The following is a 25,563-nucleotide window of genomic DNA, read 5'->3' on the forward strand; positions in this document are numbered from 1 at the left end:
CAACAACTTTGGAGGTTGAGCGACCATGCAGTTCGGGATCTTCAGCGTCGGCGATGTCACGCCGGACCCCACCACGGGCCGTACGCCGACCGAGCGCGAGCGGATCAAGGCCATGGTCGCCATCGCGCTGAAGGCCGAGGAGGTCGGCCTCGACGTCTTCGCCACCGGTGAGCACCACAACCCGCCGTTCGTGCCCTCGTCCCCGACGACGATGCTCGGGTACATAGCCGCGCGCACGGAGAAGCTGGTCCTCTCCACCTCCACCACGCTCATCACCACCAACGACCCGGTGAAGATCGCCGAGGACTTCGCGATGCTCCAGCACCTGGCCGACGGCCGGGTCGACCTCATGATGGGGCGCGGCAACACCGGGCCGGTCTACCCCTGGTTCGGCCAGGACATCCGTGAGGGCATCAACCTCGCCATCGAGAACTACGCCCTGGTGCGCCGGCTGTGGCGCGAGGACGTCGTGAACTGGGAGGGCAAGTTCCGCACCGCGCTTCAGGGCTTCACCTCCACGCCCCGCCCGCTGGACGACGTGCCGCCGTTCGTCTGGCACGGCTCCATCCGCTCGCCCGAGATCGCCGAGCAGGCCGCGTTCTACGGTGACGGCTTCTTCCACAACAACATCTTCTGGCCGGCCGACCACACCAAGCGGATGGTCGAGCTGTACCGCGCGCGGTACGCGCACTACGGGCACGGCACGCCCGAGCAGGCCATCGTGGGACTCGGCGGGCAGGTGTTCATGCGGAAGAACTCGCAGGACGCGGTGCGTGAGTTCCGGCCGTACTTCGACAACGCGCCGGTCTACGGTCACGGGCCCTCCCTGGAGGACTTCACCGAGCAGACCCCGCTGACCGTCGGCACGCCGGAGCAGGTCATCGAGAAGACGCTCAAGTTCCGCGAGTACGCCGGCGACTACCAGCGCCAGCTGTTCCTGCTGGACCACGCGGGGCTGCCGCTGAAGACCGTGCTCGAGCAGCTCGACCTGCTCGGCGAGGAGGTCGTTCCGGTGCTGCGCAAGGAGTTCGCCGTCGGCCGACCGGCCGACGTGCCGGACGCGCCGACCCACGAGTCCCTGCTCAGGGCGGCCCAGGCGGCCCGGACCTCCCAGGAAGGGGTGGACGTCGCATGAAGCTCGTCGTCGTCTCGGCGGGGCTGAGCGTCCCGTCGTCGACGCGGCTGCTGGCCGACCGGCTGGCGGCCGCGACCGCCGGGCGGACCTCGGCGGAGGTGCAGGTCGTGGAGCTGCGTGACCTCGCCGTCGAGATCGCCCACAACTTCACCAACGGCTTCCCCGGGCGGAAGCTGGCGGCCGCGCTGGAGGCGGTGACGGCGGCGGACGGCCTGATCGTCGTCACGCCGGTGTTCTCCGCGTCCTACAGCGGCCTGTTCAAGTCGTTCTTCGACGTGATCGACCCGGACGCGCTGGCGGGCAAGCCGGTGCTGATCGCCGCCACGGGCGGCTCCGCCCGGCACTCGCTGGTGCTCGAGCACGCCCTGCGGCCGCTCTTCTCCTACCTCCGCGCCGTGATCGTCCCGACCGCCGTCTACGCGGCCTCGGAGGACTGGGGCGCGGAGGGCCTGCCCGGGCGGATCGAGCGGGCGGCGGGGGAGCTGGCGGCGCTGATGGCCGGCCTGTCCGCGCCGTCCGGCCCGGCGAAGGCCGAGAAGGCCGAGAAGGCCGAGTTCACGGTGGTGCCGTTCGCCGAACAGTTGGCGGCACTGGCCGCTCGCTGAACCCCTGAGCGGCAGACGGTGCGCTTCCGGGCGCCGGGCGGGGAGATACAGCCCGCCCGGGGCGTCCTGTCCGGGGGTGTCCCGTCCGTGGGTGCCCCGTCCGGAGGGCACTCCCGGGTACGCCCACCCGAACGGTGAGAGCCGAGTAAGAAGGGTGATCGTAGGACCGTCCGCCCCGCCCAACCGCCGGAGGCCTTGGCAGACTGGGCGGGTGCCTCCCACCGTGCTGCTCGCCGAAGACGACCGTGCCATCCGTAACGCCCTGGAACGCGCCCTGGCCCTGGAGGGCTACCGCGTCACCGCGGTCGCCGACGGGGTCGAGGCGCTGGCGCACGCCCACAAGAACCCGCCCGACGTGCTCGTCCTCGACGTGATGATGCCCGGCATCGACGGTCTCCAGGTCTGCCGGGTGCTGCGCGCCGAGGGTGACCGCACGCCGATCCTGATGCTGACCGCGCTGGTGGAGACCGCCGACCGGATCGCCGGTCTGGACGCGGGCGCCGACGACTACGTCGTGAAGCCGTTCGATGTCGAGGAGGTCTTCGCCCGGCTGCGGGCGCTGCTGCGCCGGACCGGCCCCGGCACCGCCCCCGAGGCCGCCGTGCCGGTACCCGACCCCCCGAAGCGGGCTCCCGAGCGGCATGTGGAGGCGGCCGGGCTGCGGATGGACCCGCAGGCGCGGCGGGCCTGGCGGGGCGGGCAGGAGCTGGAGCTGACCAGGACCGAGTTCGAGCTGCTGGAACTGCTGGCGCGCAACGCCGGGATCGTCCTGGACCACGCCACGATCTACGACCGCATCTGGGGCTACGACTTCGGTCCCGGCTCCAAGAACCTCGCCGTCTACGTCGGCTACCTGCGCCGCAAGCTCGACCAGCCCGGCGCCCCGCAGCTGATCCACACCGTGCGCGGGGTGGGTTACGTGCTGCGGGAAGACTGAGGGACGGGGACGGGTGAGTCGTCCGCGTCCGCTGCGCCGCCTGCTGTCCCGGCCACGGCCGAAGCTGGTGTCGCTGCGCACCACGTTCGCGGTGTCGTTCGCGGCCGTGACCGCCGCGGTCACCGTGCTCGTCGGCGTCCTGTCGTACTCGGCGGCCGCCCGGCTGGTCCGGGTCGACCAGGAGTCCGTGTTCGACGAGGTGGTGCAGGACCTGCGGGACGAGGTGCGCGACCACCGGATGGCGGCGGAGGACTTCTCCTCGTCCGCGCCGGGGCACGACATCGTGCGGCCGGCCCGTACGGACGTACAGGTGCTGGGCCCGGACGGCTCGGTCGTGGACGGCGGCAGTCCCGGACTGCCCGTCGTGGCCGCCGACCGCACGATCGCGGTGGCGGCGACGGCCGGGCGGATCGCCGAGCACAAGGACGTCGACGTCGGCAGCGACGTCTACCGGATCGCCACCGTCTCCCTGGGCGGCGGCCGGGGCGCGGTGCAGGTGGCGCAGGAGTTCAGCGACACCGAGGATTTGTTGCGTGCGCTCCAGCAGCGCACGCTGATCCTGATGATCGCGGTGGTGACGGCCGCGGGGCTGTTCGGCTGGTGGCTGGCCCGGCGCATCACCCATCGCCTGGTGATCCTCACCACCGCAGCCGAGGACGTCGCCCGCACGCGACGGCTCGGCGTACAGGTGCCGGTCACCGGGCACGACGAGGTGGGCCGGCTGGGCCGCGCCTTCGACCGCATGCTCGGCCGGCTCGCCCAGTCGGAGGAGGATCAGCGGCGGCTGGTCCAGGACGCGGGGCACGAACTGCGGACGCCGCTGACGTCGCTGCGTACGAACATCTCGCTGCTGCGCCGCATCGACGAGCTGCCCCCGGACATCCGGGACGAGCTGGTGGCGGATCTGACCCAGGAGGCCAGGGAACTGACCGACCTGGTCAACGAACTCGTCGACCTCGCGGCCGGTCAGTCCGACACCGAGCCGCCCCGCAGGCTGGACCTCGCCGACATCGCGGAGGAGGTCGCGGGCCTGGCCAGGCGCCGCACCGGGCGGCCGATCCTGATGCTGGCGAGCGGTGACACCACCCTCTACGGGCGGCCGGGCATGCTTCAGCGGGCGGTGTCCAACCTGGTCGAGAACGCGACCAAGTTCGACCGGGAGGGCAGAGCGCCCGTCGAGATCGCCGTCACCGGGCCGTCCCGGTCGGGGGTCGTCCGCGTCGAGGTCCTCGACCGCGGGCCCGGTATCGCCGAGAGCGACCTGACCCGGGTCTTCGACCGCTTCTACCGCGCCGCCGACGCGCGCTCCCTGCCGGGTTCCGGTCTGGGCCTGTCGATCGTGCGCGAGGTGGCCCTGGCCCACGGCGGAGCACCGTTCGCCTTCCGCCGCGCGGGCGGCGGCTCGGTGCTCGGCTTCACGGTGGGCGGCGAGCTCCCGGAGGGGTCCCGCCCGGAGGAACGGACCCACGACCGCCGCGGGTGAGAGGCGCTCCGCCCCTCCCGCGCCCGAGGTGCGGGGCCGCGGCGAGCAGCCATGCCGTGATCGGTCTCGGGAGGGGCCGCGACGGAGTGTTTGAGGGCCCTTCTAGTATGAAATATGCCTTATGCGGGAGTAAGGGGAGAACTGGATGGGTGGTGGAACGGACGAGGCCGGCGAGGCGCTCACCGCGCGTGTCACCGTCGACCGGCAGGGGACCGTGACCGGCTGGAACGACGGAGCCGTACGGCTGCTCGGGTACGCCCCGGCAGAGATCGTCGGCCGGCCGGCGGCGGGGCTGCTCGCCGAGGACCCGGCGTCGCCGCCGACGCCGGCTCTCCCGCCGCTCGCCGCGCTCCCCAGATGGCACGGCACGCTCGCCCTCCGGCACCGGGACGGCCACCGTATGGAGGCCAGGGTCCTCGCGCATCACCGGACCGCGGACGACGGGACCCGCGACTGGCTCCTGGTCAGCGCCGTGTCCGGAGCGCGGCTGCGGCCCGAGGACGACGCGCTCATGCGGCGGTGCATGCTCCAGTCCCCGTCCTGCGCGACCTCGGTGTACGACACGGACCTGCGCTACCGCCGCTCCAGCCGGTCCGCGCAGCACGCCCTGGGCCTGAGCGAGGAGGAGCTGCGCGGGCTGCGGATGACGGACGTGCTGCCCATGCCGTTGTCGTCGGAGGTCGAACGGCGGATGCGGCTGGCCCTGGAGACCGGTGAGCCGCAGTACGTGGAGAACCATGCGCGGGCCCCCGGTGAGTCCCGTGAGCACGCCTGGTCGGTCCACCTCTACCGGGTGGAGGATGCGGACGGCCGCGTCCTGGGCGTGGCCGCGACCGGGCACGACATGACCGAGCAGTACTGGGCCCGCAAGCGCCTCCAGCTGATCGCCGAGGCCAGCAGCCGCATCGGCAGCACGCTCGACGTGACGCGGACCGCGCAGGAGCTGGCGGACGTCGCGGTTCCGGACCTCGCCGACTTCCTCAGCGTGGACCTGCTGACGTCGTTCGAGGACGGCCGGGAGGAGCCGACGGGGCCGGAGGAGTCCGCGGCCGGCCGGTCCCTGCTGCTGCGGCGCGTCGCCCACCAGTCCGTGCTGCCGGGTGTCCCCGAGGCGGTCCTCGCCCTGGGGGAGGTGGACGAGTACCCGCAGAGCTCCCCGCCGGCCGAGAGCCTGCGCTCGGGACGAGCCGTGAGCCGCCGGGTGACCGAGTCCGCGATCGCCGAGTGGGTCGCCGGGGATCCGCTGCGCACGGCCCGTATCCGTGACTTCGGCTTCCATTCCGTGATGGCCGTGCCGCTGTCGGCCCGTGGCAGCACCCTGGGCGTCGTCGTCTTCGCCCGGCACCGGCATCCCGAGCCGTTCCGGCAGGACGACCTGGTGCTGGCCGAGGAGCTGGTGGCCAGGGCGGCGGTCTGCATCGACAACGCCTGGCGTTACACCCGCGAGCGCGCGACCGCGGTCACCCTGCAACGCAGTCTGCTGCCGCGGGAGCTGCCCGAGCAGTCCGCCGTGGAGGTCGCCTCCCGCTACCTTCCGGCCGACGCCCGGGCCGGGGTGGGCGGCGACTGGTTCGACGTGATCCCGCTGTCCGGGGCCAGGGTCGCGATGGTCGTCGGCGACGTGGTGGGCCATGGCATACACGCCTCGGCGGCCATGGGACGGCTGCGGACGGCCGTCCGCACCCTCGCCGACATCGATCTGCCCCCCGACGAGCTGCTCACCCATCTCGACGACCTGGTGGGCCGGCTGGCCACCGAGGCGGACGCGCTCGGCGAGGGGGAGCCCGCCGCGGACGTCGGGGCGACCTGCCTGTACGCCGTGTACGACCCGGTCTCCCGGCACTGCACGCTGGCCAGGGCCGGACACCCGCAGCCGGCCGTGGTGAGCCCCGACGGCACCGTCGAACTGCTCGACCTGCCCGCGGGACCTCCGCTGGGCCTGGGCGGGCTGCCCTTCGAGTCGCTCGAGATCGAGCTGCCCGAAGGCAGCCTGCTCGCCCTCTACACCGACGGGCTGATCCTGTCGCCGTCCCGCGACAGCGACATCGACGACGGCGCCGCCCGCCTGTGCCGGGCCCTGGCCGAACCCGCGGCCTCCCTGGACGTCGTGTGCGACTCGGTCCTCGCCCGGATGCTCCCCCGGCTGCCGGCCGACGACGTGGCGTTCCTGCTCGCCCGCACCCGGGCACTCGACGCCTCGCGCGTCGCCACCTGGGAGATCGACACCGACCCCGCCGCGGTCGCCGACGCCCGGAAGAAGGCGGTCGGCCGACTGGAGGCCTGGGGCCTGACCGAGGCCGCCTTCGTGACCGAGCTGATCGTCAGTGAGCTGGTCACCAACGCCATCCGGCACGGCGAACCGCCCGTCCAACTGCGCCTCATCCACGACCGGACCCTGATCTGCGAGGTCTCCGACGGCGGCGGCACGGCCCCGCACATGCGCCGGGCCCGCACCTACGACGAGGGCGGCCGAGGCCTCCTCCTGGTCGCCCAGCTGACCCGGAGCTGGGGCACCCGCCCGGGCGCCAAGGGCAAGACGATCTGGGCGGAACAGGAGATCGAGGAGCGGGCGGACGGTTCCTGGCCCTGAGCGCGGCCTCCACGATCAATGTTGTGCACTTTATTGACGGCAGTCACTTCAGGGCCTAACTTCGCGGTGTCCTTCCCTTCCCCCGCTCAAGGGAGACCGCGATGCCCCCCTCCCCCCTCGCATCACCCGCGTCACCGTCACCATCACCGTCCACGACCGCCGAACGAACCCGGCAGCTGCGCGTGGTCGCCGCCTCCGGACTGCTCGGCACCGCCGTGGAGTTCTACGACTTCCTCGTCTACGGAACCGTCGCCGCCCTCGTCTTCGGCGAGCTGTTCTTCCCCGGTGCGGACCCCGCCGTCGGCACCATCGCCGCGTTCGGCACCTTCGCCGCCGGCTATGTCGCCCGTCCGCTCGGGGGCATCATCTTCGGGCACTTCGGCGACCGGCTCGGCCGCAAGTCGATGCTCCTGCTCACCATGGGTCTGATGGGCGGCGCCAGCTTCCTCGTCGGACTGCTGCCCACGTACGACACGATCGGCATGTGGGCGCCGGTGCTGCTGATCACCCTGCGCGTCGTCCAGGGCATCGCCATCGGCGGTGAGTGGGGCGGCGCCACGCTGATGGTCGTCGAGCACGCGGGCGAGCGGCGGCGCGGACTGTGGTCCAGCTTCACGCAGATGGGAGCCCCGCTCGGCTCCCTGCTGTCCACCGCCGTCGTCACGCTCGTCGTCGCCCTGCCCAGGGACGAGTTCGCGGCATGGGGCTGGCGGGTGCCGTTCCTGCTGAGCGTGGTGCTGCTCGGCGTCGGGCTCTTCGTCCGCCTGAAGGTCGTCGAGAGCCCGCTCTTCGCCGAGGTGAAGAAGGACCGCGCCGAGTCGCGGCTGCCCATCATCGAGGTGCTGCGGCGCCCGCGCCCGGTGCTGCTGGCCTGCTGCGTCGGCATCGGCGCCTTCACCGCCCAGTCGCTGCTCACCAGCTATCTGATCGCGTACGCCACCGGCATCGGCTACGCCCGCCCGCAGGTGCTCACCGCGCTCACGGTGTCCGCCTCGGTCGCGCTGGTCGTGCTGCCCTGCGCCTCCGCGCTCTCCGACCGGGTCGGCCGCCGCCCGGTCGTCCTCGTCGGCGCCCTCGCCTCGGCCGCCCTCGCCTTCCCCGTCATGGCGCTGGTCGACTCGAAGTCACCGGGCCTGCTGATCCTCGCCGTGGTCCTGGGCCACGGCGTCGCCCAGTCCATGATGTACGGCCCGCTGGGCGCCCTGCTCACCGAGATGTTCGGCACCCGGGTCCGCTACACCGGCGCCTCCCTCGGCTACCAGGGAGCCACCCTGATCGGCGCCGGCTTCTCCCCGATGATCGCCGGCAGCCTGGTGGCGGGGAGCGACAGCAGCACCCCCGTCTCCCTGCTGCTCTGCGGCGGCGCCGTGATCACCGCCGTGACCGTCCTCTTCGTGCGCGAGACCAGCCGGGCGTCCCTCGCCGGCGCCACCGGCGCCGCCGAAGGCTCCGACTCCCCCCATACGCAGGAAATCTCGGCATGAGGCCCCGCTCGCGCGCCCGGCAGCTCACGTACCCCACCCCGCCTCACCCGCGCCCCTCCGACCTCGCCCACCCCGCCGACCACCTCACCCGATGACTCCGTACGACCGCCCACCGCACCCGCCGACGGGCGGTCGTACCCTTTCCTCCGTGGAGGACGACGACATCCCGGACACCCCGCCGCACGACCTGCGGGACGACCTGCCGGAGGACACCTCGGACGGCGGCGCCCCGCAGCTGCGCCCGCAGTCGCTCATGCTCGCCTTCTTCGGCAACCACGTCCTGGAAGAGGGCGACCTGTGCGTCTACTCGGGCAGCATCATCGACGTACTCGGCCGGGTCGGCGTCGGTGAACAGGCCGTACGGTCCACGCTGACCCGCATGGTCAGCCGGGGTCTGCTACGGCGGCAGCGGGAGGGCCGCAGGATGTACTTCGGCCTGACCGAGCAGGCGACGCGCGTCCTGAAGGACGGCCGTACCCGCATCTGGCGCGAGGGCGCGGTCAACGACGACTGGGACGGCGACTGGACGCTGCTCGGCTTCTCGCTCCCCGAGTCCCGCCAGCGCGAGCGCCACGACCTGCGCTCACGGCTCGCCTGGTCCGGGTTCGGCGCGCTGTACAGCGGGCTGTGGATCGCGCCGGGGAGGGTCGATGTCGCCGCCGTCGTCGCCGAGCTCGGCCTGACCGCCCACGTCAAGATCTTCCACGCCTCGGCCGACGAGGCCACCGACATCGGCCTCATGATCCGCGACACCTGGGACCTGGAGAGCGTCGCCGCCCGTTATGTCTCCTTCGACAAGCGCTGGACCGCCCACCTGAACGCCGGCCCGGGCGAGGACCCGATCGGCACCCGCCTGCGCCTGGTCAGCGAATGGCTCTGGACGATCCGCGCGGACCCCCGGCTCCCCGCCCGCCACCTCCCCCCGGACTGGCCGGCCCGTCCCGCCCAGGACACCTTCCGCCGAGTCGCGGACCAGACCGCCATCCCCGCCGACCACCTGGCCCACCGACTTCTGGAAACAACCCCGTCGAGGTAGCCGACCGTCGGCCCGGGGCACTCGGCCCCGGAGCCGTCACCGGACAGTTCCGCCGTTCCGGCCTCCTGCTTCCGGCGTTCTGCCGTTCCGGCGAGACTGCTGCCCTCCGGTCAGCCGTTCTTGCGGGCTACTCCGCCGTAGATGCCGATCGGCGGCGTGTTCGGCGTCGGGGGCTCTTCGGGGCGCCAGTCCGGGACCGGGACCAGGCCCGGGGCGAGGAGCGTGAAGTCGCCGAAGAAGTCCAGGACCCGGGCGTGCGGGCGGAGGTTCAGGGAGGCGCTGGCCTTGTTGTAGACGGAGGCCGCGTCCTCGCGCCGGTCCTCGTGGACATCGCCCGTGGCGTGCGACAGCACGAGGTAGGAACCGATGGGCAGCGCGTCGCGGAGGGTCGCGACCACGGCGTCCGGGTCGTCCGCTTCGGCAAGGAAGTGCACGACGGCCACCAGCAGCAGCGCCACGGGCTCGTCGAAGTCGATGATCCTGCGTACGTCGGGGTGGTCGAGGACGGCGCGGGGATCCCGCAGGTCGGCCAGGACGACGGAGGTGTGGGTGTCCGTGCCGGTCCCGCTGTCGGCCTCGGCCATGAGGGCCATCGAGTGCGTGCTGACGATCGGGTCGTTGTCGACGTACGCGACGCGGGTGCCGGGGGCTGTGGCGTGCGCGATCTGGTGCACGTTCGGCTCGGTGGGCAGGCCCGTACCGATGTCGAGGATCTGCCGGATGCCGCCCTCCTCGACGACGTGCCGGACCGCGCGGTGCATGAAGCGCCGGTTGGCGCGGACCCCGTCCCGCACCTCCGGGGCCACCTTGATGAACTGCTCGGCGGCATCCCGGTCGACCTCGTAGTTGTCCTTCCCGCCGAGGAAGTAGTCGTACATCCGGGCGGGGTGGGGCCGGCTCGTGTCGATCTTCAAGAAGGGGCTGCCGGTGCCGCCGGCGTTGCTGCTGCCGCTGAGGGGAGAGGTCATGCCACCCGAACGCCCGGAACCACGGCGGGAGTTCCCGCAATGACAAAGGCAGGACCCGAAGGCCCCGCCCCCCGTCAGCGGTCTCCGGCTCAGGGCCAGACCAGGCAGTACGGCTGGTGCCCGGCCTCGTGCAGCCGGTGCGAGAAGTCCTGCCACTCGTGGAGCAGCTGGTAGACGTTGAACGCGTCCCGGGGGCCGCCCCGGTCCGGGACCGTGGACCAGATGAAGGCCGCCGCGCCCACCGCTTCCTCGCCGATCTCGCGCAGGGGGTCCACGACCGTCATGGGGAGCTTCACCACGGCGTAGTCGGGGTGGAGGACGACCAGCTCCAGCGGGGGCACCTTGTTGAGGGGGACGCCCTGGATGCCGGTCAGCACCATCGCGGCCATCGTCTCGGGCTTGATCTTGGTGAACATGCCGTTCATGCCGAGCTCGTCGCCGCCGAGTTCCTCGGGGCGCATCGAGATCGGGACGCGGGCCGCGGTCGCTCCGTCGGGCGCGCCGAAGTACTTGTACGTCACCCCCACCCGACCACCATTCCTGCTCCCCGCACGAAGGGGTTCGACCCGCTGGTCGACTCGCCGCTCGATCGGGTCGAACCCCTCGATCGGGTCGAACCCCTCGATCCGGTCGAGCCGGTCGATCTGATCGATGCGGTCGATCCGCTCGGGCTCACTCGGTACACCTTGTGCCTGCGTCTGGCGTGCTTCGTTCGCTTCCTCCGCGTCGCGCCGGTGCTTTCCCCGCCGGGCACGTCGAGGACCCAGGTCGTCAGTCCCCTCGCCCAGTCCACCACCGCGATGCATATCTCCACCCGACTGCTTTTCTAGGACGCGAGGCCCCCGCCGCGCAACCCGATCATCGTGTCAGTGACCTCCCCCACGGCCGCCCGCCGAAACGTGCGTTGAAACACCTGTCCGCAGGATCTTCGCAGCCACTGGACACACGGTCGGTGTGAGCTACGTCCAGCAGGCCTGTTCCGACTCAGTTTCGCAGATGGCGAAGCGGATCACGGCCCCGCCGGTCCCGGCCGTCGCTGGCCTACTCTGGGAGGTCACTGGCAACCGGAGTCCAGCAAGTCGGAAAAGGTCGGAGAAGTCGCAGGTCATGAGCGAACTGCCCTATTCATACGATGCGCCTGTATCGCAGGCGCTGTTCGACCGTGCGTCCGCCGTCACGCCGGGTGGTGTGAACTCGCCGGTGCGCGCCTTCCGCGCGGTGGGCGGGACGCCCCGGTTCATGGTGTCCGGCACCGGCCCGTATCTGACGGACGCCGACGGCCGGGAGTACGTCGACCTCGTCTGTTCCTGGGGGCCCATGATCCTCGGGCACTCGCACCCCGAGGTGATCGCCGCCGTCCAGGACGCCGTGTCGCGCGGTACGTCCTTCGGCACGCCCGGTGAGGGCGAGGTCACGCTCGCGGAGGAGATGGTCGACCGTATCGAGCCCCTGGAGGAGGTGCGGCTCGTCTCCAGCGGGACCGAGGCCACCATGTCGGCCATCAGGCTCGCCCGCGGCTTCACCCGGCGCACCAAGGTGATCAAGTTCGCCGGGTGCTACCACGGGCACGTCGACTCGCTCCTCGCGGCGGCCGGCTCCGGGGTGGCGACCTTCGCGCTCCCCGACACGCCCGGGGTCACCGGCGCCCAGGCCGGCGACACCATCGTCCTGCCGTACAACGACCTCGAGGCCGTGCAGGAGGCGTTCCACCGGCACCCCGGCGAGATCGCCTGTGTGATCACCGAGGCCTCGCCGGGGAACATGGGGGTCGTGCCGCCCCTGCCCGGCTTCAACCAGGGGCTCAAGGACGCCTGCCAGAACAACGGCGCGCTCTTCATCTCCGACGAGGTCATGACCGGGTTCCGGACCAGCCGGGCCGGTTGGTACGGCATCGACGGCGTGCGGCCCGACCTGATGACCTTCGGGAAGGTCATGGGCGGCGGCTTCCCCGCCGCGGCCTTCGGCGGCCGGGCGGACGTCATGGCGCACCTCGCCCCCGCCGGGCCCGTCTACCAGGCCGGCACCCTCTCGGGGAACCCCGTGGCGACCGCCGCCGGGCTCGCCCAGCTCCGGCTCCTCGACGACGCCGCCTACGCCACGATCGACGACGTCTCCACCCGGATCCAGTCCCTGGTGTCGGAGGCGCTGACCAAGGAGGGTGTCGCGCACACGCTCCAGAGCGCCTCCAACATGTTCTCGGTCTTCTTCACGGACCGGCCCGTGCGGGACTACGACGACGCCAGGGCGCAGGAGTCGTTCCGCTTCACCGCCTTCTTCCACTCGCTGCTGGCGAACGGCGTCTACCTGCCGCCGTCGTCCTTCGAGTCCTGGTTCGTGTCCACGGCCCACGACGACCGGGCCGTCCAGAGAATCGCCGACGCCCTTCCGGCGGCGGCCCGAGCGGCTGCGGAGGCCACAGCAGCATGACCACCCCGGAAAACGCACCCCGGACCGCAGCCGAGAAGGCCTCCGAGGAGGCCTTCGAGAGCGCCTTCGAGAACTCCTCGGGCGGCAAGGGCGACAAGCGCGGCAAGGACCTCACCGTCGTCCACCTCATGCGGCACGGTGAGGTCGACAACCCCGACGGCGTCCTCTACGGCCGTCTCGACGGCTACCACCTCTCCGAGCTGGGCCGGCAGATGGCCGACCGGGTCGCCGAACACCTCGCCCCCCGTGACATCACGCACGTCGTGGCCTCCCCGCTGGAGCGGGCGCAGGAGACGGCGACGCCGATCGCCAAGGCGCACGGGCTCGACCTGGCCACCGACCCGCGCCTCCTCGAGGCCGAGAACGTCTTCCAGGGCAAGACGTTCGGCGTCGGGGACGGCGCCCTGCGCCGGCCGGAGAACTGGAAGCACCTCGTCAACCCGTTCAGGCCGTCCTGGGGCGAGCCGTACGTCGACCAGGTCGTCCGGATGACGGGGGCGCTGAACGCGGCGAAGGACGCGGCCCGCGGACACGAGGCGGTGCTCGTCAGCCATCAGCTGCCGATCTGGATCGTGCGGTCCTACGTGGAGCGGCGGAGGCTGTGGCACGACCCGCGCAAGCGGCAGTGCACGCTCGCCTCGCTGACGACCTTCACGTACCAGGGCGACAGGATCGTGTCTGTCGGCTACAGCGAACCCGCCATCGACCTGGTGCCCGCCCATCTCCGCGCCGGCGCCAGGCCGGTGCAGGGGAAGGGCAAGGCCTTCGGGGCGTAGCGGCCGCCTCCCGGCCGGAACGCGTGGCCGGAACCCGTGGCTGAAATCGGCTGCTCTGTTACGGAATCCGGAAGTACCGGCGGAACCCCCTCGTTCGTCATGTGCTCTGAATGGGTGACCACCAGCGAACGTGACGAACGGGGTTGCCATGCGCGCCATCACCCGAAGGGGAGCACTCGGACTCGGTGCCGGGGCCGCCGCCGCTGCCGGACTCGTGGGCTGCGGCAGCCTGACGAACTCGGACGGGCCGAGCGCCCGCGGCGGTTCCAGCGGCTCGGGGAAGCCGTCCGGCAGCCCCAGCCCGAAGGTCACCGCCCGCCCCATCGGCGACGGTTCCACCTCCTTCACCGGCAAGCAGCCCCACCAGCCGGCCAAGCCGGTGCCGCTCCAGCCCGGCGAGGAGCCGCCGCAGTTCGTCGTCTTCTCCTGGGACGGCGCCGGTGAGGTCGGCAACGGACTCTTCGACCGCTTCCTCGACCTCGCCAAGGCGCACGGCGCGAGCATGACCTTCTTCCTCTCCGGGCTGTATCTGCTGCCCGAGTCGAAGAAGCGGCTCTACGACCCGCCGAACAACGCGCGGGGCGCCTCCGACATCGGCTACCTCACCGACGGGCACATCAAGCTGACGCTCGCGGGCGTCCGCCGCGCCTGGCTCGAAGGGCATGAGATAGGCACCCACTTCAACGGCCACTTCTGCTCGGGGCACGGGACCGTCGGCGACTGGACGTCCCAGCAGTGGCGCAGCGAGATAGACCAGGCGAAGTCGTTCGTGAAGGAGTGGCGGACCAACTCCGGCTGGAGCGACCTGCCCGCGCTGCCCTTCGACTACGACAAGGAGCTCGTCGGCGGCCGGACGCCCTGTCTGCTCGGCCAGGACAACCTGCTGCCCACCGCCCGCGCCCTCGGCTGGCGCTACGACGCCTCCTCGCCGGGCGGGCGTCAGGTGTGGCCGCAGAAGAAGGGCGGGCTCTGGGACCTGCCGTTGCAGCAGATACCTTTCCCCGGCCGTTCTTTCGAAGTCCTCTCGATGGACTACAACATGCTCGCCAACCAGTCGATCAACTCGACCAAGGCGCCGAGCCACAACTACCCGGGTTGGCGCCAGCAGTCCTCGCAGGCGTACATACAGGGATTCAAGCGGGCATTCGAGACGAACCGCGCGCCCTTCTTCGTCGGCAACCACTTCGAGCAGTGGAACGGCGGCATCTACATGGACGCCGTCGAGGAGGCCTTCAAGCACATCGCGCGGGAGAAGGAGAAGGGCGCGGACGTGCGGCTGGTCTCCTTCCGGCAGTTCGTGGACTGGATCGACGTCCAGAAGCCGGAGGTCCTCGAGAAGCTGCGCACCCTCGACGTCGGGCAGCAGCCGGCCGGCGGCTGGAAGACGTTCCTCGGCGCGAGCACCACCTCCGCGTCCCCGTCCCCGTCCACCTCCGCGTCTTCTTCCGCGTCCTCCTAGACGTCGGCCTGACGTCCACCTCCGCGGCCCGGTCCACGGCGGCCGACGCCGTCCCCGTCAACGCCGCCTGAAATGGGGTTTTCTCCCCGCAAGGGGGGCGGGCAAGATCCCCGGAACGGGCATGCGAAACTTTTCACATGAGTGCCGCCCGCACCCCCCTGTGCTCGACCAGCTCGACGACCTGGATCCGCTCGCGCCGTGCCGTCCTGACGACGGCCACCGGTGCCGCGGCCGCCGCGCTGCTGCTGTCCGCCTGCTCCTCCGGAGGCCTCTCCGGCGGTGGCGGCGACACCAAGTTCATCCTGGGTGAAGACGGCATCTCCACGGTCGAGAAGGGCAAGCGCGACCCGGCCCCGGACCTGTCCGGCAAGACGATCGACGCCAAACAGCTCGCGGTCTCCTCGTTCAAGGGCAAGGTCGTCGTCGTGAACGTGTGGGGCTCCTGGTGTGCCCCCTGCCGCGCCGAGGCCCCCAACTTCGAGAAGGTCTCCAAGGACCTCGCGGCGAAGGGCGTGCAGTTCGTCGGCATCAACGTCGCCGACCCCAAGGTCCAGAGCGCCCTCGCCTTCGAGAAGAACTACGGCGTCACCTACCCGAGCCTGTACGACCCGAGCAGCAAGCTGATGCTCCGCTTCAAGAAGGGCACGCTCAACCCGCAGGCGATCCCCTCCACGCTCGTCCTCGACCGGGACGGGAAGATCGCGGCCCGCTCGCTGGCCGCGATCAGCGAGGAGAAACTGCGCTCCATGATCAACCCGGTCCTCGCGGAGAAGTGACGTGAGCGCGGTCACCACGCTCGCCGCCGACGGCTACAACGGCACGGTGCTCAACGGCGCTCTGCTGGTCGCCCTGCCCGTCGCACTGCTCGGCGGACTCGTCTCCTTCTTCTCTCCCTGCGTCCTGCCGCTGGTCCCCGGCTACCTGTCCTACGTCACCGGTTTCACCGGCACCGATCTGGCCGAGGCCGGGCGCGGCCGGATGGTCGCGGGCGCCTCGCTGTTCGTGGCGGGCTTCACCGCCGTGTTCGTCTCCGGCGGAGCCCTGTTCGGCTATTTCGGGGCGACGCTCCAGGAGCAGCAGGGTGTCCTGTCCAAGGTGCTGGGCGGGCTCATGATCGTCATGGGCGTGTTCTTCATGGGGCTGATGCCCTGGATGACCCAGCGGGAGTTCCGCTTCCATCGCAGGCCCGTGGCCGGACTGGTCAGCGCCCCCCTGCTCGGCGCGCTCTTCGGGGTCGGCTGGACGCCCTGTATCGGTCCGACCCTCGCCTCCGTGCTCGCCCTGTCCTCGCAGCAGTCGAGTGCGGGCCGCGGTGCCATACTGACCGTCGCCTACTGCCTCGGCCTCGGTGTGCCCTTCGTGCTCGCCGCGGTCGCCTTCCGCAAGGCGCTCGGCGCCTTCGGCTGGGTCAAACGCCACTACGTCTGGGTGATGCGGATCGGCGGCACGATGATGATCGTGACCGGTCTGCTGCTGCTGACCGGCGTCTGGGACAGCCTCGTACAGGACATGCAGTCCTGGTCCGCCGGTTTCACTGTGGGGATCTGACACATGAGCAAGAGCACAGTCGGCGCCGGGCCCGGCGAGACCCCGGTCGCCCCCGACGAGCAGGACCTCGGCGCCGCAGGCTCCCAGTTGTCCACCGCGCCCGTGGACACACTGGCCAGTGGGCCCGCCCTGGGGATCGTCGGCTGGGCCCGCTGGTTCTGGCGCCAGCTGACCTCCATGCGGGTCGCGCTGCTGCTCCTGCTGCTGCTCGCGCTCGGCGCGATCCCCGGTTCGTTGATCCCGCAGTCCGGCACCGACGAGACCAAGGTCGCCGACTTCCGCAAGGCCCATGAGACGCTCGCGCCGATCTACGACAGGCTCGGCCTCTTCCACGTCTACGGTTCGGCGTGGTTCTCCGCGATCTACATCCTGCTGTTCGTCTCCCTCATCGGCTGCATCGTGCCCCGCACCTGGCAGTTCGTCGGCCAGTTGCGCAGCCGCCCGCCGGGCGCCCCCAAGCGCCTGACCCGGCTGCCCGCCTACACCACCTGGCGCACGGACGCCGAGCCGGAGCAGGTCCGCGAGGCCGCGCTCGTCCTGCTGAGGAAGCGCCGCTTCCGCGCACACCTCGCGGGGGACGCCGTCGCCGCAGAGAAGGGCTACTTCCGCGAGGTGGGCAACCTCGCCTTCCACCTCGCGCTGATCGTGATGCTGATCGCCTTCGCCTGGGGCCAGCTCTTCAAGTCCGAGGGCAACAAGCTCCTCGTCGAGGGCAACGGTGGGTTCTCCAACACCCTGATCTCCTACGACGACTTCAAGTCCGGCAATCTCTTCGACGTCGGCGACCTGAACCCGTTCAGCTTCACCCTGGACAAGTTCACCGGCACCTACGAGACCTCGGGCCCCAACAAGGGCACCCCGCGCACCTACGAGGCCGGCCTCACCTACAGCGAGGGCGCGTACGGCAAGGACCGGAAGACCACCATCCAGGTCAACCACCCGCTGGAGATCGACGACTCGAAGGTGTACCTGACCGCCCACGGCTACGCGCCCGTCATCACCGTCCGCGACGGCAAGGGCGACATCGTCTTCCACGACGCCGTACCGCTGCTGCCGCTCGACTCCAACGTCACCTCCACCGGTGTGGTCAAGGTTCTCGACGGCTACAAGAACGCGAAGGGCGTCAGCGAGCAGCTGGGCATCTCGGCCTTCTTCCTGCCGACCTACACGCCGGGCAGCGAGACCGCCTCCACGTTCCCGGCGTTGGGCAACCCGATGCTGAACCTGACGCCGTACCGCGGCGACCTCGGCGTCAACTCGGGCATCCCGCAGAGCGTCTACCAGCTCGACAAGACCCACATGAAGGAGTTCAAGGACTCCAAGGGCGCGCAGCTCAGGTCGAACCTGAAGCCCGGGGAGACCATGACCCTCCCGAACGGCGCCGGGTCGATCACCTACGACGACACCAAGCAGTGGGCCAACTTCCAGGTCACCCAGGAGCCCGGCAGCGGCTGGGCGCTGGCCGGCGCCCTCGCCGCGATCTTCGGCCTCGCCGGCTCCCTGTTCATCCAGCGCCGCCGGGTGTGGGTGCGCGCGGTGCAGGGCGACGACGGAGTGACGGTCGTCGAGATGGGCGGGCTCGGCCGCAGCGAGTCCGCCAAGGTGCCCGAGGAACTCGGCGACCTCGCCGGCATCCTGTACGACCAGGCGCCCGCAGACCCCGACACCCCCGACACCCCCGACTCCCCCGATTCCTCCGAACCCCTAGCCGTACCTGCCGAAGGGGCTGAGAAGTGACTCTCGCCGCCGCCACCAACGAAAACCTCGCCAACATCAGCAACACGCTGATCTACTCCGCGATGGCCGTCTACACCCTGGCCTTCTTCGCGTACATCGCGGAATGGCTCCTCGGCAGCCGCAGCAAGGTCGGCCGTACCGCCGCCGCGCTCACCGCCACGGCCGTGGCCAAGGGCCCGGCCGTCACCGTCAAGAAGAACGGCGGCACGGCCGTCATGGAGCGGCCGCAGGTCGTCGTCCGCTCGGCCGCCGGCGCGCGGGACGTGCCCGACGGGCCCGGCGCGCACGGCGGTGACGAGCAGGGCGACATGTACGGCCGGATCGCCATCTCCCTCACGGTGCTCGCGTTCCTGGTCGAGCTGGCGGGCGTGATCGCCCGCGCGGCCTCGGTGGAGCGGGCGCCGTGGGGCAACATGTACGAGTTCAACCTCACCTTCTCCACGGTGGCCGTCGGCGTGTATCTCGGGCTGCTGGCGCTGAAGAAGAACGTGCGCTGGCTCGGCCTGTTCCTGATCACGTCGGTCCTGCTGGACCTGGGTCTCGCGGTCACCGTCCTGTACACGGCGAGCGACCAGCTGGTCCCGGCGCTGCACTCGTACTGGCTGTACATCCACGTCTCCACCGCGATCTTCTGCGGAGCGGTGTTCTACGTCGGCGCGGTCGCCACGATCCTGTACCTGTTCAAGGACGCCTACGAGAACAAGCTCGCGAGCGGCGGCAAGCCCGGCAGGTTCGCGAACTCGGTGCTGGACCGGCTGCCCGCCTCGGCCTCGCTCGACAAGTTCGCCTACCGCGTCAACGCGGCCGTCTTTCCGCTGTGGACGTTCACGATCATCGCGGGCGCGATCTGGGCGGGCGACGCCTGGGGCCGCTACTGGGGCTGGGACCCCAAGGAGACCTGGTCGTTCATCACCTGGGTCGCCTACGCCTGCTACCTGCACGCCCGCGCCACGGCCGGCTGGAAGGGCCGCAAGGCCGCCTACCTGGCCCTGATCGCCTTCGGCTGCTGGCTGTTCAACTACTACGGCGTCAACATCTTCGTCTCCGGGAAGCACTCGTACGCGGGCGTCTGACCGAAGGGACAGCGGGCCGGTTTCTATGACGTGGGTCACGGGAACCGGCCTTCGTCGTACGGACAGGTAGAAGGGCGTGGATACGACTCCGAGCAGTACGGGAACACTGAGGAAACGCATCCGCGCGGGGGGCCACGACGCCTTCGGCGAGCTCTTCGACGCCTACGCGCGCTCCGTCTGCAACCACGCCTACCGGCTCACGGGGGAGTGGGCGGTCGCCGAGGACGTCGTGTCGCTGACCTTCCCGCCCGCATCCCGGGGGTGAAGGTGGTCGAGGGCGCGGTCGACTCCCTCGGGCGGCACGGTATCGGGGTCACACGGCAGGATGCGGGAATGCCCCTTCGGGTCGAGTGGGTCCTCGACGCGAAGACGTACGCGTTCCTCGGGCAGCGGCTGACCCTCACCGAGGACTTCGGCAGCCTGAAGAAGGGGGCGGTGCTCCGCGACAACGCCGCCCTGCGCCGCGCCGTCGTCGACAAGGCGGGCGAGCGGCCGTAGGGCAGGCCCGGCCTAGGACGGCGGCAGGCAGTCCCGGGCCGGGGGCTTTCCCTCCGGCCAGGCGATGCGTACGAAGCGGGAGCCGCCGTCCGCGTGGAGTTCCACGATCGGCACGGCCTTGTCGTACGGGTTGCCGTGCACGTCCAGGCAGATCCAGCCGCTCGCCCCGCTCACCCGCAGCGAGCCCTTGACCTGCGGCCACTGGAGGCCGACGTCCGCGAGGGGCGGGACGGTCCCGCCGTCGGGGGTGGCCTCGCGGATGCCGTGGATGGCCAGCGTCATCGCGTCGAAGGCGATGATCAGCTGGCCGTCCTCCAGGGCGAGGTCACCGATCGGGCCGACCGGCTCACGGGCGCTGCGGGCGAGCAGGTCGGTGAGGACCTTCGCGTCCTGCGCGGAGCCGCCCGGCTGCCCCGCGGGGGCGTTCACCCAGGCGTCGGGGTGGGCGAGCGAGGTGTAGCGGACGGAGAGGTCGTGGGTGAGGGCGGTGCGGTCCAGCTTCTTGTCGCCGGACAGGTACGAGCCCTCGTCGCCCGTCAGCACCGTGAACTTCCGGTTCTGGCAGCCGCGCGTGCCGAGCGCGTTGATGAACTGCCGCAGCTGTGTGTGCCGGCCCGCGAACAGGATCGTGTCCGTCCCCGCCGAGGTGTCGCACACCAGGTGGGTGATCTGCCGGAAGGTGTTCGCCGTCGTCCCCTCCTGGGTGCGGTCGGCGGGCGGGGTGAACGGCTGCGGCTCGTAGGGCGAACCCTTCAACAGGGCGGCGAACGACGTCTGGAGCGTCCGCGTGTACGGGTCGCCGGGCTTGTCGTACACCAGCAGCGCCCGGCCCGCGTCGACCTTGGCGAACGAGGCCAGGGCGCGCGCCTCGTCGGTGTTGGTGGGGGCGACCCGGGCCAGGCCGGGGAAGGGGTCCGTGCCGGTCTGCCCGTTGGCGAGATCGTCGGCGGTGATGGAGGCGCCGACCACCGGGATGCCCCGCCGGGTCAGTTCCGCCACCGCCTTCTTGTTGTTGTCGGTGCTCTGCCCGACCCCGACGACCGCGCGCAACCGGTCGGCGCCCTTCGCCATCCGCTCCAGCTGGTCGACCATCGTCTCCCAGTGGTCGCTGGTGGCACCCGGGTTGGCGAGTACGAGGCGGATCGCCGGGGCCTGCCCGTTGGAGGTGTGGTTGGCCTGCCACTGCGCCAGATAGGCGCCCTGCACCTCGTGCTGGATGTCGCTGAGCGTCGAGGGGGTGGAGGCGGTGTACGGCAGCATCAGCGCGACCGTGACACGACTCTCCGCCTTGAGCCCGTCGTTCTCCCGATCGATGGCCTGCACGGCGTCCCGCAGCTGGGGATGCCCGAAGTCGTACGCGCCCGTGGCCACGCCCACGCACTCGTCGCTGCCGGCCGGACGGGCCACCCCGGGCGCGCAGGCCCGGTCCTCGTCCGTGACCGCCCGCACGGCGAAGACCAGCCCGGTCAGCACGGCGGCCGTGACCAGCAGAGCCAGATAGCGGTGGAGGCGGATCTCCCAGACCTCCCTCAGCCACCGCACCAGCGTGCCTCTGACTCCGCCGGCCATCACGCCACCCCGTCCCCGTCGCCGTCGCCTTCTTCGTCCTCGTCCGGGGTGTGCAGCGGGCGGCCCGCGGCCGCGTCCCTGGGCCAGGCCCGGGAAGTCGCGAACAGCAGCGCGCCCCCGGCGGGCCTCAGGTCGGACAGCTGGCGCAGCTCGAACTCCAGCCGCCCGCACACCTTGGGGTCCGGCAGCACCAGCGGGTCGGTCACCTGCCACACCGCGTGCAGCAGCCGTCGTATCCGCAGGTGGAGGGAGGCGTTCACGCCCTCCGGCGGCTCCTGGCCGGCGTCCGTGCGGCCCAGCGCGATCGCCGACCGGCGGTCGTCCTCGCCGTCGGAGTCGCGGCCCTCGGCGTCGTGGGCGTGGAAGTAGGGCGCGGAGGCGAGGAAGCGGAGGGTGTCGAGCCAGGTGCGGGTGCGCAGGGTGGTGAACGTGTCGCGCAGGTAGGCCACCGCGCCGGCCGTGTCGCCGAGCGCCAGCTCGTGGTAGAGCCGGTAACGGGCGTGGGCGGGGTCCTCGCCGTTCGCGTCGTGGTCGTCGGCCGGGGTGTAGTGCCGGATCAGGGTCTCGTGCACCTCTCGCCACTTGCCGTGGTCGGCGTGCCGGTGATGCAGCCGGAGCAGCAGCAGGGCGCGGGTGAAGGGGTCGCCGACGAAGTGGCCCGGCGTGGCCGGCAGCCCCTCTTCGGCGAGCCGCGTCCGCAGTGACCGGACGCCCGACGAACCGAAGTCGTCCGGGAGCTGGGCGTCGGCGAGGGCCACGGCGGAGTCGTGGTCGTGGGCGGCCGCGAGGACCGTCAGCTCGTCGAGCCGGTCGGCGGGGACCAGGCGGGCCAGCAGTTCGGCGTAGGCGGGCCGGCCGTCGTCGGCCTGTCCCTCCTCCAGCTTGATCTTCGCCGTGACCAGCCGGCCCAACGAGACGGCCCGCTCCGGGTGTTGTCGGGCGGCGGTCGCGAGCAGCACGATGCCGAGCGGGTTGCCGCCGGTCAACCGGTGCGTGGCGTGCGGAAACTGCGGCGGCAGCTCCGTGTCGTCGCAGACCGCGCCGACCATGTGCAGGGTGTCGTCGGGAGACAGCGGCGGCAGCGGCACGAGCAGCGCCCGCGACGAGGGCGAACTGCCCGGCTCCCAGTCCGTGGCCCGGGCGACTTCCGGCAGCGCACGGCGTACGGCGTCGCCGAGCGCCGGATGGGCCGCGCCGCGTATCGTCGCCACCCACACCACCTGGTCCGCGACCCCGTCGGCCCGGTCCCGCAGGACGGCGTCCAGCAGCCCGGGACCCGGACCACCGCGCGCGTTGTCCAACAGCACGAGCGGCCGGCCCAGGCGGGTCAGATGCGAGCCGAGCCCCGAGTACGCCTCGGCCAGGTCGGCGAGCAGTGCCCGCACCAGCCAGCGCTCGGCGTGCTCGCGCGAGGCGCCGCCCGCCCGGAAGTTCCCGGCGAGCAGCAGCAGCCCCCGCTTGGCGTTGCCGCCCGCGTTCGGATAGGACCGGTACCAGGTGGCCGGCCGCTGCTCCTTGCGGTACGTGACCCCGTCGGAGAGCGCCTCCAGGGTGGCCTCGACGGTCGCCGCGACGAACGGGCCCCCGCCGCTCGCCGCCGCGATCACCTTCGCCGCGACCTTGGCCGCCCACCGCCCGGCCAGGCTGAACCGGGAGGGGCGCTCGTTCAGCAGCAGGATCCGTACCAGCTCCCGTCGGATGCGGTCCGAGTCGGTCCGGCCGCTCCAGTCGCTCGCCCGGACCGCCACCAGTCCCGCCGTCAGCCGCGGAAAGGTGAGCCCGCCGGCCGCCCGCACCGGCTCCGTCAGCTGTTCCGCTACCACCAGCAGGGCCTGCCACACCGGTGACCAGGACTCCGGGCTCTCCTCGTGCGGCGGACGCGCGAACTGCTCGTCCTCGCAGTCGATCAACGCGACCGGGGTGCGTCTGCGGGCCTCGCCCCTACGGGTGTGCTCCGTGTAGGCGTCCCAGAGTTCGGCGAGCACCGCGCTCTTGCCCAGACCCCGGCCGCCCGCCAGCACCAACAGGGGCGGTCCTGCCGGGTGTTCCAGCTTCTCCGCGTGGAGCTCGTACGGACGGATCCCCACGAGTCGCGGTACGAGACCGGCGGGCCCGACGTCGAACAGCGCGCCACGCCCGTACAACTGTCTGTGCACCGCGCACCTCCCCCAGGGCTCGGTTCCCAACGCAAGGGTAAAGAGAGGGAGTTGGTATGTGCCAGAGCGCGTGGTGTCCGTTGGGTTACGAAACTTCCGATAAGGGGGCCGGGCCGTGCCGGATCAGCGGGCGCGCTTTCCTCGATACCGTCCGCTCGTCCACCTCGATCCCTGGAGCCGCTCAGCATGACCGACCGCCGGCTGCGCACCGTCGACCTCGCCCGTCTCGTGGGGCTCTCGACGCAGCAGATCCGCAACTACGAGGAGGCGGGCGTGCTGCCCGTGGCGGGGCGCACGGAGTCCGGGTATCGCGTCTTCGGGGATGAGCACCGGCAGGCGCTGCTGACGTACCGGGCGCTGGTGAAGGGGTACGGGCCGGTGGTGGCGGCCCGGATCATGCGGACCGTGCACGAGGGGGACACCCCGGCCGCGCTCGCCCTCGTCGACGCGGCCCACGCCGGACTGCACGAGGAACGCACCGCCGTGCGGGCGACGGGGGAGGCCCTGGAGGCACTGGCCGCGCAAACCCCGCAGTCCTCCGCGACCTCCGGGGCCTCCGGGACCCCTCCGCCCTCCGGCCTGCGGATCGGGGAGGTGGCCCGGCTGCTCGGCGTGCGGACGTCGGCGCTGCGGGTGTGGGAGGCGGCCGGTCTGGTCACCCCGCCGCGCGAGCGCGGGACGCGCTACCGGCTGTACGGTCCCGCCGAGGTGCGGGACGCGCGGATCGTGCACAGTCTGCGTCGCGGTCACTACCTGTTCGCGCAGATCCGGCCGGTGCTCGCGGAGTTGCGCCGGGAGGGCGGCAGCGAGGCGGCGCTGCGGTCCGCGCTGGCGGCGCGCGGAGAGACGCTGACGGCCCGCACCCGCGCGATGCTGGCGGGAGCGGGCCGCCTGCACGACTACCTCGACCATCGGGACGACGCAGCCCGTCAAGACGCCCCCGGCGACCGCGATGCCCCGCCGGTCGGGATGCCTCCTGCGGTCGGGATGCCCCCGTCGGTCGGGATGCCCCCGGCGGTCGGCGTGCCCCCGGCGCTCGGGAGGACCTAGGCGGGCGGGAGGACCTCGGCGGTCGGGAGGGCCTCGGCGGTCGGGGGGCCTCGGCCGTCGGGATGCCTCCTGCGGTCGGGATGCCCATGGCCGTCGAGACGACTTCGGCGGTCGGGATGCCCCCTGCGATCGCGATGCCCCGGCGGTCGGGATGCCCCCTGCGGACGGGGGGCCTCGGCCGTCGTGATGCCCTCGGCGGTCGTGATCGTCCCGGTCGTTCGTATGTTCCGCGCGGCTCGGAGAGCTCTAGCGCAGGCGGGACGACGAAAGGATCGACAGCAGGTGGGCCGGGACCATCAGCCAGGTGATGACGGCGATGGCGGCCAGTGCCCAGCGGGTCGGGTCGACCGAGTCGGTGGCCGCGTCGGCGAAGGCCACGACGACGAGGACCAGGGAGGCCTCGATGCCGTTGGTCACCCGGTGGATCTTGAACGCGGCGGCGAGCCGGCGCACCGAGGCGACGCCCTGCGAGCGCGGTGCGGCGGCCTCGTCGTCGGCGACGGTGAGCCCGCGCCGGGCCCGGGCCACGTCCACCAGGTCGGTCGACGCCTTCAGGAGTACGACACCGAGCGCGGTCGCGAGTCCGAGGGACACCCAGCCGTTGAACCCCGCCCAGCCGCCGAGCCCGGACTCCGCGGCGCGGAAGCCGAAGCCGATCATCAGCGCCGCGTCGGCCAGGTAGGCGCCGAGCCGGTCGACGTAGATGCCGGTCGCGCTGTTCTGGCCCTTCCAGCGGGCGACCTCGCCGTCCACACAGTCGAAGAGCAGGAACAACTGCATCAGGAGGGCGGCGAGCAGCGCCCCGGCCAGGCCAGGGATCAGCAGCGCGGCGCCGGACAGCACCCCGCACACCACCATCGTCCAGGTCAGCTGGTCCGGGGTGACCCCGGTGCGCACCAGTTGGCGGGTGAACCGCAGGGAGACCCGCCGCATGTACAGCCGGCCCGCCCAGTGTTCGCCGTTGCGGCTCGCCAGCTTGGCCTGCGGCTGGCAGACCTCCCGCAGCTCCTCCAGCACCGGAGCAGCAACCAT

General features: G+C 71.6%; 22 protein-coding genes. 17 read left to right on the forward strand and 5 right to left on the reverse strand.

The window, feature by feature from the left end:
- Positions 1-25: 25 nt before the first annotated feature.
- The 7 genes from ACIPFH_RS37465 (at position 26) to ACIPFH_RS37495 (ending at position 9,270) form a co-directional block, all read left to right on the forward strand.
- Positions 26-1,135, forward strand: coding sequence for an LLM class flavin-dependent oxidoreductase (locus ACIPFH_RS37465; RefSeq protein ID WP_401833692.1), 1,110 nt, complete (start codon positions 26-28; stop codon positions 1,133-1,135).
- A complete protein-coding gene (locus tag ACIPFH_RS37470) occupies positions 1,132-1,740 on the forward strand; it encodes an FMN reductase (RefSeq protein WP_401833693.1) in 609 nt (202 codons plus the stop codon). Before ACIPFH_RS37465 ends, ACIPFH_RS37470 begins: the two co-directional genes overlap by 4 nt.
- Before the next feature lie 211 nt (positions 1,741-1,951).
- On the forward strand, positions 1,952-2,677 hold the full coding sequence (locus ACIPFH_RS37475) for a response regulator transcription factor (RefSeq protein WP_401833695.1): 726 nt from the start codon (positions 1,952-1,954) through the stop codon (positions 2,675-2,677).
- Positions 2,678-2,690: 13 nt separating this feature from the next.
- Positions 2,691-4,160: an ATP-binding protein gene (locus ACIPFH_RS37480; protein WP_401833698.1), complete on the forward strand. Its 1,470-nt coding sequence runs from the start codon at positions 2,691-2,693 to the stop codon at positions 4,158-4,160.
- Positions 4,161-4,305: 145 nt separating this feature from the next.
- Positions 4,306-6,750: a SpoIIE family protein phosphatase gene (locus ACIPFH_RS37485; protein WP_401833701.1), complete on the forward strand. Its 2,445-nt coding sequence runs from the start codon at positions 4,306-4,308 to the stop codon at positions 6,748-6,750.
- Between the two features lie 101 nt (positions 6,751-6,851).
- Entirely contained in the window at positions 6,852-8,234 is a 1,383-nt protein-coding gene (locus ACIPFH_RS37490; protein WP_401833702.1) for an MFS transporter, read from the forward strand.
- A 148-nt stretch (positions 8,235-8,382) separates the two neighbouring features.
- Positions 8,383-9,270: a PaaX family transcriptional regulator C-terminal domain-containing protein gene (locus tag ACIPFH_RS37495; RefSeq protein ID WP_401833703.1), complete on the forward strand. Its 888-nt coding sequence runs from the start codon at positions 8,383-8,385 to the stop codon at positions 9,268-9,270.
- A 110-nt stretch (positions 9,271-9,380) separates the two neighbouring features.
- Here ACIPFH_RS37495 and ACIPFH_RS37500 read toward each other — a convergent pair whose 3' ends face one another.
- Both ACIPFH_RS37500 and ACIPFH_RS37505 read right to left on the reverse strand, forming a co-directional pair.
- The gene (locus tag ACIPFH_RS37500) at positions 9,381-10,238 is read right to left on the reverse strand and encodes an SAM-dependent methyltransferase (RefSeq protein WP_356248406.1); all 858 of its coding nucleotides are present in this window, start codon (positions 10,236-10,238) and stop codon (positions 9,381-9,383) included.
- 89 nt (positions 10,239-10,327) lie between these two features.
- Positions 10,328-11,044 carry a hypothetical protein gene (locus tag ACIPFH_RS37505; RefSeq protein WP_401833705.1) on the reverse strand — a complete coding sequence of 239 codons (717 nt, stop codon included), beginning with the start codon at positions 11,042-11,044 and terminating at the stop codon, positions 10,328-10,330.
- Between the two features lie 301 nt (positions 11,045-11,345).
- Between ACIPFH_RS37505 and hemL the strand changes: the two genes are divergently transcribed.
- The 9 genes from hemL (at position 11,346) to ACIPFH_RS37550 (ending at position 19,756) form a co-directional block, all read left to right on the forward strand.
- Positions 11,346-12,665, forward strand: coding sequence for a glutamate-1-semialdehyde 2,1-aminomutase (gene hemL / locus ACIPFH_RS37510; RefSeq protein WP_356248410.1), 1,320 nt, complete (start codon positions 11,346-11,348; stop codon positions 12,663-12,665).
- Between the two features lie 128 nt (positions 12,666-12,793).
- A complete protein-coding gene (locus ACIPFH_RS37515) occupies positions 12,794-13,441 on the forward strand; it encodes a histidine phosphatase family protein (RefSeq protein WP_401834006.1) in 648 nt (215 codons plus the stop codon).
- Positions 13,442-13,589: 148 nt separating this feature from the next.
- A complete protein-coding gene (locus ACIPFH_RS37520; RefSeq protein ID WP_401833707.1) occupies positions 13,590-14,900 on the forward strand; it encodes a hypothetical protein in 1,311 nt (436 codons plus the stop codon).
- Positions 14,901-15,037: 137 nt separating this feature from the next.
- A complete protein-coding gene (locus ACIPFH_RS37525; protein WP_401833710.1) occupies positions 15,038-15,676 on the forward strand; it encodes a TlpA family protein disulfide reductase in 639 nt (212 codons plus the stop codon).
- Between the two features lies 1 nt (position 15,677).
- Positions 15,678-16,448 (forward strand): cytochrome c biogenesis CcdA family protein, encoded by a 771-nt coding sequence (locus ACIPFH_RS37530; protein WP_401833713.1) that lies wholly within the window; start codon positions 15,678-15,680, stop codon positions 16,446-16,448.
- Between the two features lie 3 nt (positions 16,449-16,451).
- Positions 16,452-18,185, forward strand: coding sequence for a cytochrome c biogenesis protein ResB (locus ACIPFH_RS37535; RefSeq protein WP_401833714.1), 1,734 nt, complete (start codon positions 16,452-16,454; stop codon positions 18,183-18,185).
- Positions 18,182-19,258 (forward strand): c-type cytochrome biogenesis protein CcsB, encoded by a 1,077-nt coding sequence (gene ccsB / locus ACIPFH_RS37540; protein ID WP_356248420.1) that lies wholly within the window; start codon positions 18,182-18,184, stop codon positions 19,256-19,258. Before ACIPFH_RS37535 ends, ccsB begins: the two co-directional genes overlap by 4 nt.
- Positions 19,259-19,334: 76 nt before the next feature.
- Positions 19,335-19,523, forward strand: a complete 189-nt coding sequence (locus tag ACIPFH_RS37545; protein WP_401833717.1) for an RNA polymerase sigma factor — start codon at positions 19,335-19,337, stop codon at positions 19,521-19,523.
- Between the two features lie 68 nt (positions 19,524-19,591).
- Positions 19,592-19,756, forward strand: coding sequence for a hypothetical protein (locus ACIPFH_RS37550; protein WP_401833719.1), 165 nt, complete (start codon positions 19,592-19,594; stop codon positions 19,754-19,756).
- A gap of 12 nt (positions 19,757-19,768) precedes the next feature.
- Here ACIPFH_RS37550 and ACIPFH_RS37555 read toward each other — a convergent pair whose 3' ends face one another.
- Positions 19,769-21,325: an ABC transporter substrate-binding protein gene (locus ACIPFH_RS37555; RefSeq protein ID WP_401833721.1), complete on the reverse strand. Its 1,557-nt coding sequence runs from the start codon at positions 21,323-21,325 to the stop codon at positions 19,769-19,771.
- Positions 21,325-23,481: a hypothetical protein gene (locus ACIPFH_RS37560; protein ID WP_401833724.1), complete on the reverse strand. Its 2,157-nt coding sequence runs from the start codon at positions 23,479-23,481 to the stop codon at positions 21,325-21,327. The genes ACIPFH_RS37555 and ACIPFH_RS37560 overlap by 1 nt, the downstream gene beginning before the upstream one ends.
- Before the next feature lie 186 nt (positions 23,482-23,667).
- Between ACIPFH_RS37560 and ACIPFH_RS37565 the strand changes: the two genes are divergently transcribed.
- Positions 23,668-24,531 (forward strand): MerR family transcriptional regulator, encoded by an 864-nt coding sequence (locus ACIPFH_RS37565; RefSeq protein WP_401833726.1) that lies wholly within the window; start codon positions 23,668-23,670, stop codon positions 24,529-24,531.
- Positions 24,532-24,777: 246 nt separating this feature from the next.
- Here ACIPFH_RS37565 and ACIPFH_RS37570 read toward each other — a convergent pair whose 3' ends face one another.
- Positions 24,778-25,563: a CDP-alcohol phosphatidyltransferase family protein gene (locus ACIPFH_RS37570; RefSeq protein ID WP_356260680.1), complete on the reverse strand. Its 786-nt coding sequence runs from the start codon at positions 25,561-25,563 to the stop codon at positions 24,778-24,780.

This window comes from Streptomyces sp. NPDC088157, from assembly GCF_044741545.1.
In the GTDB taxonomy this organism is placed as follows: Bacteria; Actinomycetota; Actinomycetes; order Streptomycetales; family Streptomycetaceae; genus Streptomyces.

What these genes read in the sequence shown, in the direction of transcription:
- ACIPFH_RS37465 (WP_401833692.1), top strand. Translation starts at nt 26, where the DNA reads ATGCAGTTCGGGATCTTCAGCGTCGGCGATGTCACGCCGGACCCCACC.
- ACIPFH_RS37470 (WP_401833693.1), top strand. Translation starts at nt 1,132, where the DNA reads ATGAAGCTCGTCGTCGTCTCGGCGGGGCTGAGCGTCCCGTCGTCGACG.
- ACIPFH_RS37485 (WP_401833701.1), top strand. Translation starts at nt 4,306, where the DNA reads ATGGGTGGTGGAACGGACGAGGCCGGCGAGGCGCTCACCGCGCGTGTC.
- ACIPFH_RS37490 (WP_401833702.1), top strand. Translation starts at nt 6,852, where the DNA reads ATGCCCCCCTCCCCCCTCGCATCACCCGCGTCACCGTCACCATCACCG.
- ACIPFH_RS37500 (WP_356248406.1), bottom strand. Translation starts at nt 10,238, where the DNA reads ATGACCTCTCCCCTCAGCGGCAGCAGCAACGCCGGCGGCACCGGCAGC.
- ACIPFH_RS37505 (WP_401833705.1), bottom strand. Translation starts at nt 11,044, where the DNA reads ATGCATCGCGGTGGTGGACTGGGCGAGGGGACTGACGACCTGGGTCCT.
- hemL (WP_356248410.1), top strand. Translation starts at nt 11,346, where the DNA reads ATGAGCGAACTGCCCTATTCATACGATGCGCCTGTATCGCAGGCGCTG.
- ACIPFH_RS37515 (WP_401834006.1), top strand. Translation starts at nt 12,794, where the DNA reads ATGCGGCACGGTGAGGTCGACAACCCCGACGGCGTCCTCTACGGCCGT.
- ACIPFH_RS37520 (WP_401833707.1), top strand. Translation starts at nt 13,590, where the DNA reads ATGCGCGCCATCACCCGAAGGGGAGCACTCGGACTCGGTGCCGGGGCC.
- ACIPFH_RS37525 (WP_401833710.1), top strand. Translation starts at nt 15,038, where the DNA reads ATGAGTGCCGCCCGCACCCCCCTGTGCTCGACCAGCTCGACGACCTGG.
- ACIPFH_RS37535 (WP_401833714.1), top strand. Translation starts at nt 16,452, where the DNA reads ATGAGCAAGAGCACAGTCGGCGCCGGGCCCGGCGAGACCCCGGTCGCC.
- ACIPFH_RS37550 (WP_401833719.1), top strand. Translation starts at nt 19,592, where the DNA reads ATGCCCCTTCGGGTCGAGTGGGTCCTCGACGCGAAGACGTACGCGTTC.
- ACIPFH_RS37555 (WP_401833721.1), bottom strand. Translation starts at nt 21,325, where the DNA reads ATGGCCGGCGGAGTCAGAGGCACGCTGGTGCGGTGGCTGAGGGAGGTC.
- ACIPFH_RS37565 (WP_401833726.1), top strand. Translation starts at nt 23,668, where the DNA reads ATGACCGACCGCCGGCTGCGCACCGTCGACCTCGCCCGTCTCGTGGGG.
- ACIPFH_RS37570 (WP_356260680.1), bottom strand. Translation starts at nt 25,563, where the DNA reads ATGGTTGCTGCTCCGGTGCTGGAGGAGCTGCGGGAGGTCTGCCAGCCG.